The sequence below is a fragment of the Nonomuraea sp. NPDC051298 genome (genome assembly GCF_055586305.1).
The window spans coordinates 368,152-382,114 of sequence record NZ_JBVJIM010000003.1 but is presented as its reverse complement, the minus strand read 5'-3'; the positions used below and the strand labels follow the sequence as shown (position 1 = coordinate 382,114).

The following is a 13,963-nucleotide window of genomic DNA, read 5'->3' as shown; positions in this document are numbered from 1 at the left end:
ATGGCCATCTGGTTGACGGAAAACAGCAAGATCATCGTTCAGGGCATGACCGGCGGTGAGGGTACCAAGCACACCCGCCGCATGCTCGCCTCCGGCGCCCGCGTCGTCGGCGGCGTGAACGCCCGCAAGGCCGGCACCACGCACGAGGGCCTGCCCGTGTTCGGCACGGTCAAGGAGGCCATCGAGCAGACCGGCGCCGACGTGTCGGTGGTGTTCGTGCCGCCGGCGTTCACCAAGGACGCGGTCATCGAGACCATCGACGCCGAGATCCCGCTCGTGGTGGTGATCACCGAGGGCGTGCCGGTGCACGACTCGACCGCGTTCTGGGCGTACGCGGTGGACAAGGGCAACAAGACCCGCATCATCGGCCCCAACTGCCCCGGCATCGCCTCCCCCGGCGCCTCCAACGCCGGCATCATCCCCGCCGACATCACCACCGCCGGCCGCATCGGCCTGGTCTCCAAGTCCGGCACGCTCACCTACCAGCTCATGTACGAGCTGCGTGACTTCGGCTTCTCGACCGCCGTGGGCATCGGCGGCGACCCCGTCATCGGCACCACGCACATCGACGCGCTGCAGGCGTTCCAGGAGGACCCCGGCACCGACGCGATCGTGATGATCGGTGAGATCGGCGGCGACGCCGAAGAGCGGGCCGCGGCCTACATCGAGCAGAACGTCACCAAGCCGGTCGTGGCCTACGTGGCGGGCTTCACCGCGCCCGAGGGCAAGACCATGGGCCACGCGGGCGCCATCGTGTCCGGCTCGGCCGGCACCGCGCAGGCCAAGAAGGAGGCCCTGGAGAAGGTCGGCGTACGCGTCGGCAAGACCCCCTCCGAGACCGCGCGGCTCATGCGCGAGATCATGCAGGCTCGCTGACCGCTTCTCCCGGTCGGGCAGGAGGCCCCGTGCCGCGCGGACGCACGCGCGGTGCGGGGCCTTTCGCTTGCCCGCGACTCCGCCCCGCCCCCAATTTGCGGTGGACCTCGGCTGGGATGAACCTTTCACCCCCGGGCCGATGCCCTCTCAGCCCGTGGGGACGACCTGGAAGGCTTCCGCGTAGCGGTCTTCGCCGAGCCCGGCCTCCTTCGCCCACGCGGCGAAGCGGCTCCTGACGAAGTCGGCGAAGCCCTCGACGTGGGAGACCTGGCTCACGTGTGACCGCAAGGCCGCGAGCTTGCGGTCGATGGTCTCCGTGATGTCCACCCAGTGGTCAGGGGTGGCGCCGCCGTTCAGCCACACCTCACGTACGGTCCACGCCTCCAGCCCCTCCTCCTCGATCAGCTCCGGGAACGCGTACGGATTGCGCGCGTCCGGATACACCGCGTCAAGGGTCGCGCCGCCCACGGCGCGGTGGTCGGGGTGGCTGGGGGCGATGGACCTGTAGTTGCGGTCGGGGTGGTGGGTGATGACGAGGTCGGGCCTGACCTGGCGGATCACTCGGGCGATGGCCTTCCTGAGCTCCAGGGACGGCACCACCCGGCCGTCGGATTGACCGAGGAAGCGTACGTCGCTCACGCCCACCGCCTTGGCGGCGGCCAGTTGCTCGGACCTGCGCAGCTCCGCCATGCCGGAATTGTCCAGGGTGCGCTCGTTGCCGCCCGCGTCGCCGTCCGTGACCAGCAGGTACGTGACCTCCACGCCCCGGTCCACGAACAACGCCACGGTCCCCGCCGAGCCGAAGTCGGCGTCATCGGGATGGGCGGTCACGACCAGCACCCTGTTGATCTCGCTCTCCGGCAGCATGACTCCCCTTTCCCGGCCTTCCACCGATCACAACCGGCCGCCCGCCGACGGCATTCCGGGCAACCGCCGATGGCATTCCGGGCGCCGATTGTCGGTGGAGCGTCTTAACCTAGGTAGGTGCCGACCCAAGTCTCTGTTGACCACCCCTTGCTCGACGGTCTCAACCCGCAGCAGCGCGAGGCCGTGATTCATCATGGCAGTCCGCTGCTCATCGTGGCGGGGGCGGGATCCGGGAAGACGCGGGTGCTGACGCACCGCATCGCCTACCTGCTGGCCGAGCGTGAGGCGCATCCGGGCGAGATCCTGGCGATCACCTTCACCAACAAGGCCGCCAAGGAGATGAAGGAGCGCATCGACAAGCTGGTCGGGCCGCGTTCCAAGGCGATGTGGGTGATGACGTTCCACAGCGCGTGCATGCGGATCCTGCGGCGCGAGGCCAAGCGGCTGGGGTTCCCGTCGAGCTTCTCGATCTACGACCAGGCCGACTCGCAGCGGCTCATGGCCATGGTGTGCCGGGAGATGGAGCTCGACCCCAAGCGTTACCCGCCGCGCTCGTTCTCGGCGCAGGTCAGCAACTTCAAGAACGAGCTGGTCGACTACGAGACGGCGCTCGACAGGGCGGGCTCGCACCTGGAGAAGACGCTCGCGCAGGCGTACAAGAGCTACCAGCTCAAGCTGACCGAGGCCGGCGCGATGGACTTCGACGACATCATCATGAACACGGTGACGTTGTTCCAGCTCTTCCCCGAGGTGGCCGAGCACTACCGGATGCGGTTCAGGCACGTGCTGGTCGACGAGTACCAGGACACCAACCACGCCCAATACATCCTGATCAGGGAGCTGGTGGGGCATCCCGAGCTGCGCACGGCCGACGGTGAGCTGGTGCGCTCGGGCGGCGACATGTCCGAGCTGTGCGTGGTGGGCGACGCCGACCAGTCCATCTACGCCTTCCGGGGCGCGACGATCCGCAACATCCTGGAGTTCGAGCGCGACTATCCCGACGCCCGCACGATCCTGCTGGAGCAGAACTACCGCTCGACCCAGAACATCCTGGCCGCCGCCAACGCCGTGATCGCGCGCAACGAGTCGCGCAAGCCCAAGAACCTCTGGTCCGACCAGGGCGACGGGCCCAAGATCGTGGGTTACGTGGCCGACAACGAGCACGACGAGGCCATGTTCGTGGCCCAGGAGGTCGATCGGCTCAGCGACGAGGAGGGCGTCAAGCCGGGCGAGGTCGCGGTCTTCTACCGCACCAATGCGGCCTCCCGGGTGTTCGAGGAGATCTTCATCCGCACCGGGCTGCCGTACAAGGTGGTCGGGGGCGTGCGCTTCTACGAGCGCAAAGAGGTCAAGGACCTGCTGGCCTACCTGCGGGTGCTGGCCAACCCGGCCGACGTGGTGTCCCTGCGGCGCGTACTCAACGTGCCCAAGCGCGGCATCGGCGAGCGGGCCGAGGCCATGATCGAGGCGCTGTCCTCGCGCGAGCGCATCTCGTTCTGGGACGCGCTGCGCCGCGCCGACGAGGCCTACGGGATGGCCACGCGCTCGCTCAACGCCGTACGCGAGTTCGTCGCGCTCGTCGAGGAGCTGATCGCCAAGGCCGCGGGCGTGCCGCCGTCGGCGCTGGCCGAGGAGGTGCTGGTGGCCACCGGCTACCGCGCCGAGCTGGAGGCGTCGGAAGACCCTCAGGACGAGTCGCGCCTGGAAAACCTCAACGAGCTGATCTCCGTCGCCTCCGAGTTCGAGGAGGCCAACCCGGAGGGCACGCTGGTGGAGTTCCTGGAGCAGGTGTCGCTGGTGGCCGACGCCGACCAGATCCCCGACACCGACGGCGGGCAGGGGGTCGTCACGTTGATGACCCTGCACACCGCCAAGGGGCTGGAGTTCCCCGTGGTGTTCCTGACGGCCATGGAAGACGGCGTGTTCCCGCACGTCCGGTCGCTGGGCGAGCCCAGAGAGCTGGAGGAGGAGCGGCGGCTGGCCTACGTCGGCATCACCAGGGCGCAGAAGCGGCTCTACCTGACCCGGGCGGCCGTGCGCAGTTCCTGGGGGGCGCCCTCGTTCAACCCCGCCTCGCGGTTCGTCAACGAGGTGCCCGGGCAGCTCATCGACTGGCGTACCGACCCGGAGAAGTCCGCCTGGAGCGCCGCCACGCGGCGCGAGCCCGCCCGCACCCCTCCGGCGAAGAGCGGCGGCGGCGGAGGGCGCACGATGCCGAGCCTGACGCCCGGCGACCGGGTCTCGCACGACGCGTTCGGGCTGGGCACGGTGGTGTCGGTGGACGGGGTCGCGGAGAAGACCAAGGTCAAGATCGACTTCGGCAGTGACGGGGAGAAGACGCTGCTGCTGGCGTACGCGCCGCTGGAGAAGCTCTAGGGTCCCCTGAAAACCGTCACCCCCGGCATATGGGAGGGGCCGCTCCCCTTGGCGGAGGAGCGGCCCGTGACCGTACGCGCGGGTCAGCTCTTCAGCGCGCTGCCCTTCTTCCACTGGGTCCAGTTGAGCTGCCAGTAGCTCCACCCGTTGTTCCACTGGAGCTTGCGCTTGGTGCCGGTGATCTTCACGACGTCGCCGCGCTGGGCGATCGTGTAGAACCACTTGGCCCCGGCAGGGGTGGCGCGCACGCAGCCGTGGCTCTGGTTGGAGCGGCCGAGATACTGGTAGTACCCGGCGCTCTGGTGGACGTACTCACCGCTGTCGGAGATGCGTACCGCCCACGGGATCTCCTCCTTGTAGTAGCGCGGGTCCTTGGGGTCCGTCACGCCCATCCACGAGGAGGTCATCGTCTCCACGGCCTTCTTGCCCATGGTGAGGTGAACGCCGCTGGTGGTGAGATAGACGTCCACCCCGTTCCTGACCAGTCCGCCCTTGCCGGCGCTGATCGGGATCTTCTTGGCCAGCTTGCCGTTGCGGTAGACCTTCATCGTGTGCTTGCGGGTGTCGACCACGGAGATGTTCTTCGCGCCGACGGCGAAGCGGCGGGAGACGTCCTTGGCGGCGCTGTTGCCGGGCAGTCCGGACAGCCGCGCGCTGAAGAGCACTTTCTGGTTCGGCTGCCAGTACGTCTTCGTCCGGTAGATCACCTTGCGCTTCGACACCCAGCGCCAGGCCCCTTCCACCGGTTTCTCCGGCTCGACTTCGAGCAGCGCCTCGACGGCCGCCTGGTCTTTGACGTCACGGTCGAAGGTGACGATGATCGGGAAGCCTACTCCGACTTTCTCCGTCTTCTCCCCCATAGGGGTTATGTCGGCTATGCCCAGATTGGCCTTCGCCGGCGGTTCGGTCGGGGCCGCCGCCGCGGCGAGGGTCGCGGGCTCGACCTGTGCCTGTACGTTGACCTGCACCGGGACCTGTGCCCTGGCGGGCGCCTGGGCCACAGGTGCAGAGGTGCTCTCGGCCGCGCAGGCTGTCGCGGTCACGAGTGCGATCAGTGCCGGAAGCATCCGGGTGACGCGCTTCAAAGGGGTTACTCCTGGACTTTGTGCTTCGACTACCTCCTTATGTGACAAATGTTGAGGATGATTTGTGCGCGATTAGCCGATAACTATCTCGTAACGGTCCAATCCACACCAAACAAGGATCTACACCGGACCGAACGGACGCAGTCAGATGTCAGTCGCCAAATAGGGCCAGGAGCCCCCATATAGGACCAGACGGGGTCAGACGAGGCGGCGGGCGGTGGCCCAGCGCGACAGCTCGTGGCGGTTGGAGAGCTGGAGCTTGCGCAGCACCGACGACACGTGGGTCTCCACGGTCTTGACCGAGATGAACAGCTCCTTGGCGATCTCCTTGTACGCGTACCCGCGCGCGATCAGCCGCAGCACCTCCCGCTCCCGCTGGGTCAGCGAGTCGAGCTCGGGATCGATGGAGGGCGCCTCGGAGGAGGCGAACGCGTCCAGCACGAACCCCGCCAGCCGCGGCGAGAAGACCGCGTCGCCCTCGGACACCCGGCGGATGGCGTCGGTCAGCTCCTTGCCGCTGATGTTCTTGGTCACGTAGCCGCGGGCGCCGCCCCTGATCACCCCGATGACGTCTTCGGCGGCGTCGGACACCGACAGCGCCAGGAACCGGACCTGCGACCCCGAGCCCAGCACCCGGCGCAGCACCTCCTGACCGCCGCCCCCGGGCATGTGCACGTCGAGCAGGACCACGTCGGGCTGGTGCTCGGCGATCGCCTGGACGGCCGTCTCGACGTCTTCGGCCTCGCCGACCACCTCGATCGAGTCGCCCAGCTCGGCGCGTACGCCCGATCGGAACAACCGGTGGTCATCGACGATCAGTACGCGCGTCATGCCTTCTCCACCTTCATCGTCAACATCACTTCCGTGCCCTCACCCGGCGAGGTGCGCACCCGGGCCGAGCCGCCGTGACGTTCCATTCTCCCGATGATGGACTCCCTGATGCCCATCCGGTCGAGCGGCACCGCCTCGAGGTCGAACCCCTTGCCCCGATCCTTCACGAAAATCGTGACCTCTTCACCCTCGACTTCCGCGTACACGGAAATGGACGGACTCTCAGAGTATTTGGCCGCGTTGACCATCGCCTGCCTGGCCGCCTTCAACGTGGCGGCCAGCCTGCCCGCCGGGTCGAGGGCGAGGTCGCCGACGCAGACGACCTCGATGGGCACGCCGTGCGCGTCCTCCTCCTCCGCCGCGATCCGGCGTACGGCCGCGGCGACCGTGGCGTCGGCGTCCTGGGCCGGCTGGTAGAGCCAGTTGCGCAGCTCACGCTCCTGCGAACGGGCCAGGCGGGACACCTCGCGCGGATCGTGGGCGACGCGCTGGATGAGGGTGAGCGTGTGCAGCACGGAGTCGTGGACCATGGCCGCCACCTCGGCCCGCTCCTCCTGCCTGATGCGCTCGCGGCGCTCCTGCTGCAGCTCTTTCCACAGGCCGGCCAGCCAGGGGGCGGCGATCACCGCCAGGCCGCCGACCACCACGACGGTGAACAGCAGGCTGTCTCTGACCTGGGGCAGCTCGCCCTCCGCGGCCAGGAAGCCGATCGCGCCGATCACGACCAGGACGATGCCGAGCAGCGTACGCACCCGGTTCTTGCGCATGCTCAGCGTCGCGCCGCTCATCCAGCTCCGGCGGCGGTCCGGATCGGCCTGTTGCCAGAGGATCAGCGCGCCGATCCCGATCACCGCGAACGGCAGCAGGCCGATGCCTCCCTGCGAGGCCCCGGTCAGCCAGTTGAACGCGAACAGCGCCACCCCGATGGCGCTGAACGCGGCGAGCTGGCTCCAGTCGCGTTGCGGCGGACTCCCCTCGTGCGGCTCGCGCGGCGTGATCATCCACAGCACCGCGTACGCCACCGCACCGGCGCCCTGGACGACGGTGAGCAGCACGAACATCAGCCTGATCACCACGGGGTCGAGCTTGAGCTGCGTCGCCAGGCCCTGGGCGACACCGCCGAGCAGCCGCCCTTCCATCGGGCGCATCATCCGGCGGAAGGGCTTGTCGCCGCTCTGCTCGGCGAGTGTCTTCTGGTCAGCCATAACATGGACATAGTCACATGTCGGCGGGCATGCGAGCATCAGGGAACAACCCCCGGGTCAGGTCAGGGGTGTCCCGGATGCGGCGCACGGCGGGTTCGTCCACGATGGTAGCCATGACAGAAGCTCCGCCCCGGCAGCCGGCCGCTCCCCCCCGAGAGCTGCGACGTAGCGGTGAGGGACGCATCCTCATGGGGGTCTGCGCCGGGCTCGGGCGGCACACGGGGATCGATCCTGTGGTGTTCCGGGTGGGCTTCGCGGTGCTGCTGCTCGGCGCCGGGATCGGGCTGTTCCTCTATCTCGCGGCGTTCCTGCTGATGAAGGAGCCGAACGGCCGGCCGGGGATCATCGAGCAGTGGACGCGGCGCGACTTCGACGCCGAGACCGTGATGGCGCTGCTGACGGCGGTGCTGGGGTTCGGGCTGGCGATCAACCTGGCGACGGTGTGGCTGGACGCGGGCTCGCTGGTGGTCGCGGTGTTCCTGGCGGTGTCGTTGCTGGCCGCGCACTCCAGCGGGGTCGATCTGCTGGGACTGGCCCGGTCGATGCCGGAGCGGCTGATGCGGCGGCAGGGGGCTCCGGCGGCCTTCTACGAGAGCCCCGCCCCGGCCTCCCCCGTCCAGGCCCCGCGGCCCGGCCCCTCTGTCCCCACTCCGGAAACCCCCGATGACCCGCATGCCCCGCACGTCTCGCATGCCCCGCACGTCTCGCATGCCCCGCACGTCTCGGACGTGCCCGCTCCCGGGCGGGATTTCTCCGTCCGCGCCCCCGAGCCCGGCCCGATGGCGCCTCCGTCCGACGTGCCCCTGGACGCAGAGCCTCCGGCCGCAGAGCCTCCGACGAGCGAGCTGCCGAAGGTCGCACCCTCGAACGACACGCCCCCGCGTCAGGAGGCGGCCCCGGTGGCCGAGGCCGTGCCGCCGACCGTCGAGGAGCTGCGGGAGGCCGCCCAGGGCGTGCGCGACGCGGCCTACCAGGCCCGGCAGGCCCGCCAGGGCCACCGGCGCGAGGACCGGCGCGAGGACAGGGGGGCGCCGCCGGAGGCGGTGACCGCGCAGCACGCGTCGCCGTCGTACGAGCCCACCCAGCCCGCCCAGGCCACGCGCCAGGAGCGCGGCTACCGGCCCGACCCGCCGACCGCCGTCGACTACCGCCAGGGCGAGCCGTTCGCGCCGAACGGCCCCTTCAAGCCGCTCGACCCGGCCAGGCGGGCGAGCCAGGCCGGGCACGCCGGCCACGGGCCCTACGACCCGGCCCTGTATGTCCGCCCGATCCCGAGGCGGGAACGCGCGCGGCGGCCGAAGTCGTACATCGGCGCCATCACCATCCTGCTGGCAATCATCATTGGAGGGATCGTCGTGGCGGTCCAAGCCAGGTCGGCCGCCGGAGTGAGCCCGACCATCGTCGGCGGCGCCATGCTCATCACGATCGGCGCCGGGCTGCTCGTCGCCGCCTGGTGGGGCCGAGGGGCCGGCCTGGTGGCCGCGGGCACCGCGCTCGTGCTGATCGTGGGCATGGGGTTGATGCTCGGCGGCGTGCCCAGGAACCTCGGCTCCGTCGAATGGGTGCCCACCAGCGTCGCGGAGGCCGGTCAGGTCTACGATGTCGGGCTGGGCGACGGTCGCCTGGACCTGTCGGAGCTGAAGCTGCCGCCGGGGACGAGGGTGACGTTCAGCGCGGCGATCTCGGCCGGCGAACTCGAGGTGATCGTGCCGTCCACGGCCAGGGTCGAGGTGCACGCCAGCAACAAGGTCGGCGACATCGTGATCGGCCCGTCGCTCACGGGAGGCGTCGACGTACGCGTGAACAAGGTGATGGAGCCCGAGGTCGAGCCGAAGGGCAAGGTCTCCACGATCGTGCTGAACCTGAAGGGCGGCCTGGGCGACATGGAGGTGCGCAGTGCCGCGTGACGTCGAACGCCCCCGTCAACTGCACCGTACGGACTGGATGGCCCTGCTGAGTGGTGTGCTCTTCATCGTTCTGGGCATTTTGACAGTGACACGCACGATCACGCATACGCTGGTCCTGGTCGGGGTGACGGTGCTGGGATTGGCATTCGCAGGGTTGGTGGCGATCGTCGCGCGAATGGTCCGCGGTAAGTAAACCTTGACCGGAAATAACACCGGCGTAGGTTCGGAGTGTCCGCCTTTCCCCTGCTTCTGAGGGAGGACGTATGCCCCGAATCACCATCACCGTCGACGGGACCACGTACGAGGAGGACGTCGAGCCGCGGCTCCTGCTCGTCCACCTGCTCCGAGAACGACTGGGCAAGACCGGCACGCCCATCGGTTGCGACACCAGCAACTGCGGCGCCTGCACGGTCATGCTCGACGGGAAGAGCGCGAAGAGCTGCTCGGTGCTGGCCGTGCAGGCCGACGGCTGCGACGTCGTCACCATCGAGGGCCTGGGCGCGAACGGTTCGATGCACCCGATGCAGCGGGCCTTCCACGAAGAGCACGCCCTGCAGTGCGGCTACTGCACGCCCGGCATGGTCATGGCCGCGATAGACCTGCTCAGGGACGACCCCGAGCCGTCCGAGGAGACGATCAGGCACGGCCTTGAGGGCAACCTGTGCCGCTGCACCGGCTACTGCAACATCGTGCGCGCCGTACGCAGGGGCGCGCAGGACATGGGCCGGGCGGTGAGCGCGTCATGACCGTTCAGGAGATCGGACGCCCGCGCAGGCGGAAGGAGGACGCCAGGCTGCTGACGGGGCGCACGCAGTGGACGGACAACCTCTCCCGCCCCGGCCTGCTGCACGTGGCGTTCCTGCGCAGCCCGATGGCGCACGCCAGGATCACCGGGGTCGACGTGTCGGGGGCGCGCGACCTGCCGGGGGTGGTGGCGGCCTTCGGCGGCCAGGACTTCGCGGCCGAGCAGGGCAGCCTGCCGTGCGCGTGGCCGGTGAGCCCCGACATCGTCATCCCCGACCACCCGCCGATGGCCGTCTCCGAGGTCCGCTACGTGGGCGAGGCCGTGGCCTGCGTGATCGCGACCGACCGCTACCGCGCGGCCGACGCGCTGGAGGCCATCGAGGTCGACTACGAGCCGCTGCCCGCCGTGCTCGACATGCGGCAGGCGCTCACCGCCGACAGCCCCAAGGTGCACGAGGCGGGCAACAAGGCGTTCAGCGTGAAGATCAACTCCGGGGACATCGAGGCCGCGTTCCGCGACGCGCCCGTCGTCATCGACCGGACCTACGTCCAGCAGCGCCTCATCCCGAGCGCGATGGAGCCGCGGGCGGTCCTGGCCGACACCGACGGCGACTCGTTCACGTTGTGGTCGGCCACGCAGATCCCGCACATCCTGCGGGTCATGCTGGCCGTGGTGACCGGCATCCCCGAGCACAAGATCCGCGTGATCGCGCCCGACGTGGGCGGCGGGTTCGGCTCGAAGCTCCAGGTCACCGCGGAAGAGGTGCTCTGCCTGCTGCTCGCCCGCAGGCTCGGCAGGCCGGTGAAGTGGACGGAGTCCCGCTCCGAGGGCAACCTGACCGTCCACCACGGACGCGACCAGCTCCAGCACATCCGGCTGGCCGCCGAGTCCGACGGGCGCATCCGCGGGTTGCAGGTGGACCTGCTGGCCGACATGGGCGCGTACCTGATGCTGGTGACGCCGGGCGTGCCGATGCTGGGCGCGGCGATGTTCAACGCGATCTACAAGATGGACGCGTACGAGTTCGGCTGCACGGGTGTGTTCACCACCAAGATGCCCACCGACGCCTACCGGGGCGCGGGCCGTCCTGAGGCCACGTTCGGGATCGAGCGGGTGATGGACGAGCTGGCCGTCCGGCTGGACCTGGACCCCGTGGAGGTGCGCAGGCGCAACTGGATCAGGCACGACGAGTTCCCGTACACCACGATCTCGGGGCTGACGTACGACTCGGGCAACTACGAGGCGGCCACCGACAAGGCGCTGTCCCTGTTCGGCTACGACAAGCTGCGGGCAGAACAGGCCGACCGGCGTGACAGGGGCGACCCGGTGCAGCTCGGGATCGGTGTCAGCACGTACACGGAGATGTGCGGGCTGGCTCCGTCCAGGATGCTCGGGGAGGCGAGCTACGCGGCGGGCGGCTGGGAGCACGGCTCGGTGCGCATGCTGCCGACGGGCAAGGTCGAGGTCATCACCGGCACGTCGCCGCACGGGCAGGGCCACGTGACGTCGTGGAGCCAGATCGTGGCCGACGCGCTCGGGGTGCCGTTCGACGACGTCACGGTGCTGCACGGCGACACGGCGATCGCGCACAAGGGCATGGACACCTACGGCTCGCGCTCGCTGGTCGTCGGCGGGATCGCGGTGCTCAAGGCGTGCGAGAAGGTCAAGGACAAGGCCCGCAAGCTGGCGGCGCACGTGCTGGAGTGCTCGCCCGACGACCTGGAGTTCCAGGCTGGCGCGTTCAAGGTGCGCGGGACGGACGCGCGGAAGACCATCCAGGAGCTGGCCTACGCCGCGTTCACGGCGCACGATCTACCCGACGGGGTGGAGGCGCGGCTCGACTCCGAGGCCACGTTCGACCCGGAGAACTACTCCTTCCCGCACGGCACCCACCTGTGCGCGGTGGAGGTGGACACCGAGACGGGCATGGCGCGGATCCGCTCGTACGTGGCGGTGGACGACATCGGCAAGGTCGTCAACCCGCTGATCGTCGAGGGCCAGTTGCACGGCGGCATCGCCCAGGGCATCGCGCAGGCGCTGTTCGAGGAGGCCGTGTACGACGCAGAGGGCAACCTGCTGACCACCACGATGGCCGACTACCTGCTGCCGTCGGCCGCCGACCTGCCCGGCTTCACCCTCGACAGGACCGAGTCCCCGGCGACCAGCAACCCGCTGGGCGTCAAGGGCGTGGGCGAGGCCGGCACGATCGCCTCGACCCCGGCCGTGGTGAACGCCATCGTGGACGCCCTTCGCCCGCGCGGCGTCGACGACGTCCAGATGCCGTGCACGCCCGAACGGATCTGGCGGGCCCTCGAAGAACGGGCACGGGAAGGAGCGCGGCGATGATCCCCGCCCAGTTCGACTACGTGCGCCCAGGCTCGGTCGCCGAGGCGTGCCAGGCGCTGGCCTCGGACGAGGACGCCAAGGTGCTGGCGGGTGGCCAGTCGTTGCTGCCGTTGCTGCGGCTGCGGCTGGCGTACCCGTCGACGCTGGTGGACGTCGGCCGGCTGACCGAGCTGAGCGGCGTGCACGACCGCGGCGACCACGTCTACATCGGCGCGCTGACCACGCACGACGAGATCATGCGCTCGCCCGTGCTGAGGGCGGCCTGCCCGCTGCCTGCGCTGGCCGCGGCCCAGGTGGCCGACCCGGCCATCAGGCACCGGGGCACGTTCGGCGGCTCGCTGGCCCACGCCGACCCGGCCGGTGACCTGCCCGCCGTGGTGCTGGCCCTGGACGGCGTGCTCGTGGCCGCCTCGGCGGAGGGCGAGCGGGAGATCCCGGCCGCCGAGTTCTTCGTCGACTACCTGGAGCCGTCGCTGCGCCAGGGCGAGCTTCTGGCCGGGGTGAAGCTCCCGAAGCTCGGCGGGGGCTGGGGCTTCCACTACGAGAAGTTCCACCGCACCGCGCAGGCGTGGGCCATCGTGGGCGTGGCGGCCGCCGTCAGGCGCTCCAACGGCTCGATCGCCGAGGCCAGGATCGGGCTGACCAACATGGGGCCGACGCCGGTGCGCGCCGTGGCCACGGAGGCGGCCCTGCGGGACGCGGAGCCGGGCGACCAGGTACGCCAGGCGTGCCAGGAGGCTGCGGCCGGCACTTCGCCGCCCGCCGACCTGCACGCCCAGCCCGACTACCGCAGGCACCTGGCGAAGGTCCTGACCCGTCGGGCGGTGCTGGCCGCGGCGGGATCGCCCTGATCCCGCCGCCCGGGGACGCCCTCCTTCCAGGGCGTCCCCCACGCGGGCGGCCCCGTCGCGACATAGGGTCACAGGCATCGGAGGAAGGAGCGGATCGATGGCGATGCGGTTCGAGCACGAGTTCACTGTTCCCATTCCGATCCAGCGGGCCTGGGCGGTGCTGCTCGACGTCGAACGAGTCGCGCCCTGCCTGCCCGGGGCGACGCTCGACGGCTTCGAGGGCGACGAGTTCACCGGCAGGATGAAGGTCAAGGTCGGCCCGATCGTGGTCACCTACCGGGGCACGGCCAGGTTCGAGGACGTCGACAAAGACTCCTACGCGCTCACCATCCAGGCGTCCGGCAAGGAGGCCAGGGGCTCGGGCACGGCCTCCGCCACGGTCAGGGCGCGGATGCGGCCGCGCGGCGAGGCCACGCTGGTGACCGTGGAGACGACCTTCAACGTCACCGGGCGGCCCGCGCAGTTCGGGCGGGGTGTGATGGCGGAGGTCGGCGGCAAGCTCATCGAGAAGTTCGCCGCGAACCTGGCCGATCTGCTCGCCGAGTCCACCGTGGAGCCGACGTCCGTGGGAGAGCCTCTCGGGGGTGCGCCTCTCGGTGGCGGTCCGGTCGGGGGTGCGCCGGTCGGGGCGCGGGCGGAGGAGGGACGGCACCTGAGCGCGGTGCCGTCGCCCGAGCAGGACGCGCATCCCGTGGGCACGCTGCGCACGTCGCGCACGCCCGACGAGGAGGCGCTCGACCTGCTGGAGATCGCCGGGCAGCCGCTGCTGAAGCGGCTGGCGCCCGTCGCGGGTGCGCTCGTAGCGCTGCTCGCCATCATCTGGGTGATTCGTCGGCTTACGCGCTGATTTTCGGCAAATAATCAATAAAGTCCG

At 69.9% G+C, this 13,963-nt stretch carries 12 protein-coding genes; 8 read left to right on the top strand and 4 right to left on the bottom strand.

The window, feature by feature from the left end:
- Positions 1-876, top strand: a complete 876-nt coding sequence (gene sucD / locus ACZ6S0_RS11895; RefSeq protein ID WP_465915724.1) for a succinate--CoA ligase subunit alpha — start codon at positions 1-3, stop codon at positions 874-876.
- Between the two features lie 147 nt (positions 877-1,023).
- Here sucD and ACZ6S0_RS11890 read toward each other — a convergent pair whose 3' ends face one another.
- Positions 1,024-1,743, bottom strand: a complete 720-nt coding sequence (locus tag ACZ6S0_RS11890) for a PIG-L deacetylase family protein (protein ID WP_465915723.1) — start codon at positions 1,741-1,743, stop codon at positions 1,024-1,026.
- Between the two features lie 117 nt (positions 1,744-1,860).
- Between ACZ6S0_RS11890 and pcrA the strand changes: the two genes are divergently transcribed.
- Positions 1,861-4,119 carry a DNA helicase PcrA gene (gene pcrA / locus ACZ6S0_RS11885; RefSeq protein WP_465915722.1) on the top strand — a complete coding sequence of 753 codons (2,259 nt, stop codon included), beginning with the start codon at positions 1,861-1,863 and terminating at the stop codon, positions 4,117-4,119.
- An 83-nt stretch (positions 4,120-4,202) separates the two neighbouring features.
- On the opposite strand, the gene ACZ6S0_RS11880 is transcribed toward pcrA, so the two are convergent.
- The 3 genes from ACZ6S0_RS11880 to ACZ6S0_RS11870 form a co-directional block, all read right to left on the bottom strand.
- Complete coding sequence (locus tag ACZ6S0_RS11880) at positions 4,203-5,204, bottom strand: L,D-transpeptidase (RefSeq protein WP_465915721.1); 1,002 nt, start codon at positions 5,202-5,204, stop codon at positions 4,203-4,205.
- A gap of 198 nt (positions 5,205-5,402) precedes the next feature.
- Positions 5,403-6,035, bottom strand: coding sequence for a response regulator transcription factor (locus ACZ6S0_RS11875; RefSeq protein WP_344896572.1), 633 nt, complete (start codon positions 6,033-6,035; stop codon positions 5,403-5,405).
- Positions 6,032-7,240, bottom strand: a complete 1,209-nt coding sequence (locus ACZ6S0_RS11870) for an ATP-binding protein (protein ID WP_465915720.1) — start codon at positions 7,238-7,240, stop codon at positions 6,032-6,034. Before ACZ6S0_RS11870 ends, ACZ6S0_RS11875 begins: the two co-directional genes overlap by 4 nt.
- Positions 7,241-7,353: 113 nt before the next feature.
- On the opposite strand from ACZ6S0_RS11870, the gene ACZ6S0_RS11865 reads away from it, so the two are divergent.
- From ACZ6S0_RS11865 to ACZ6S0_RS11840, 6 genes are all read left to right on the top strand, one after another.
- Positions 7,354-9,147: a PspC domain-containing protein gene (locus tag ACZ6S0_RS11865; protein ID WP_465915719.1), complete on the top strand. Its 1,794-nt coding sequence runs from the start codon at positions 7,354-7,356 to the stop codon at positions 9,145-9,147.
- Positions 9,137-9,340, top strand: a complete 204-nt coding sequence (locus ACZ6S0_RS11860; RefSeq protein WP_344896563.1) for a hypothetical protein — start codon at positions 9,137-9,139, stop codon at positions 9,338-9,340. Before ACZ6S0_RS11865 ends, ACZ6S0_RS11860 begins: the two co-directional genes overlap by 11 nt.
- A 70-nt stretch (positions 9,341-9,410) precedes the next feature.
- The gene (locus ACZ6S0_RS11855; protein WP_465915718.1) at positions 9,411-9,893 is read left to right on the top strand and encodes a (2Fe-2S)-binding protein; all 483 of its coding nucleotides are present in this window, start codon (positions 9,411-9,413) and stop codon (positions 9,891-9,893) included.
- Positions 9,890-12,238 carry a xanthine dehydrogenase family protein molybdopterin-binding subunit gene (locus ACZ6S0_RS11850; protein WP_465915717.1) on the top strand — a complete coding sequence of 783 codons (2,349 nt, stop codon included), beginning with the start codon at positions 9,890-9,892 and terminating at the stop codon, positions 12,236-12,238. The genes ACZ6S0_RS11855 and ACZ6S0_RS11850 overlap by 4 nt, the downstream gene beginning before the upstream one ends.
- On the top strand, positions 12,235-13,089 hold the full coding sequence (locus ACZ6S0_RS11845; RefSeq protein WP_465915716.1) for an FAD binding domain-containing protein: 855 nt from the start codon (positions 12,235-12,237) through the stop codon (positions 13,087-13,089). The genes ACZ6S0_RS11850 and ACZ6S0_RS11845 overlap by 4 nt, the downstream gene beginning before the upstream one ends.
- 97 nt (positions 13,090-13,186) lie before the next feature.
- Positions 13,187-13,936: an SRPBCC family protein gene (locus ACZ6S0_RS11840; protein WP_465915715.1), complete on the top strand. Its 750-nt coding sequence runs from the start codon at positions 13,187-13,189 to the stop codon at positions 13,934-13,936.
- Positions 13,937-13,963 lie beyond the last annotated feature (27 nt).

Bases quoted from the DNA above. Each gene is read 5' to 3' on its own strand.
- ACZ6S0_RS11850 (WP_465915717.1), top strand. From the start codon at position 9,890: ATGACCGTTCAGGAGATCGGACGCCCGCGCAGGCGGAAGGAGGACGCC.
- ACZ6S0_RS11855 (WP_465915718.1), top strand. From the start codon at position 9,411: ATGCCCCGAATCACCATCACCGTCGACGGGACCACGTACGAGGAGGAC.
- ACZ6S0_RS11840 (WP_465915715.1), top strand. From the start codon at position 13,187: ATGGCGATGCGGTTCGAGCACGAGTTCACTGTTCCCATTCCGATCCAG.
- ACZ6S0_RS11845 (WP_465915716.1), top strand. From the start codon at position 12,235: ATGATCCCCGCCCAGTTCGACTACGTGCGCCCAGGCTCGGTCGCCGAG.
- ACZ6S0_RS11875 (WP_344896572.1), bottom strand. From the start codon at position 6,035: ATGACGCGCGTACTGATCGTCGATGACCACCGGTTGTTCCGATCGGGC.
- ACZ6S0_RS11870 (WP_465915720.1), bottom strand. From the start codon at position 7,240: ATGGCTGACCAGAAGACACTCGCCGAGCAGAGCGGCGACAAGCCCTTC.
- sucD (WP_465915724.1), top strand. From the start codon at position 1: ATGGCCATCTGGTTGACGGAAAACAGCAAGATCATCGTTCAGGGCATG.
- ACZ6S0_RS11890 (WP_465915723.1), bottom strand. From the start codon at position 1,743: ATGCTGCCGGAGAGCGAGATCAACAGGGTGCTGGTCGTGACCGCCCAT.
- ACZ6S0_RS11865 (WP_465915719.1), top strand. From the start codon at position 7,354: ATGACAGAAGCTCCGCCCCGGCAGCCGGCCGCTCCCCCCCGAGAGCTG.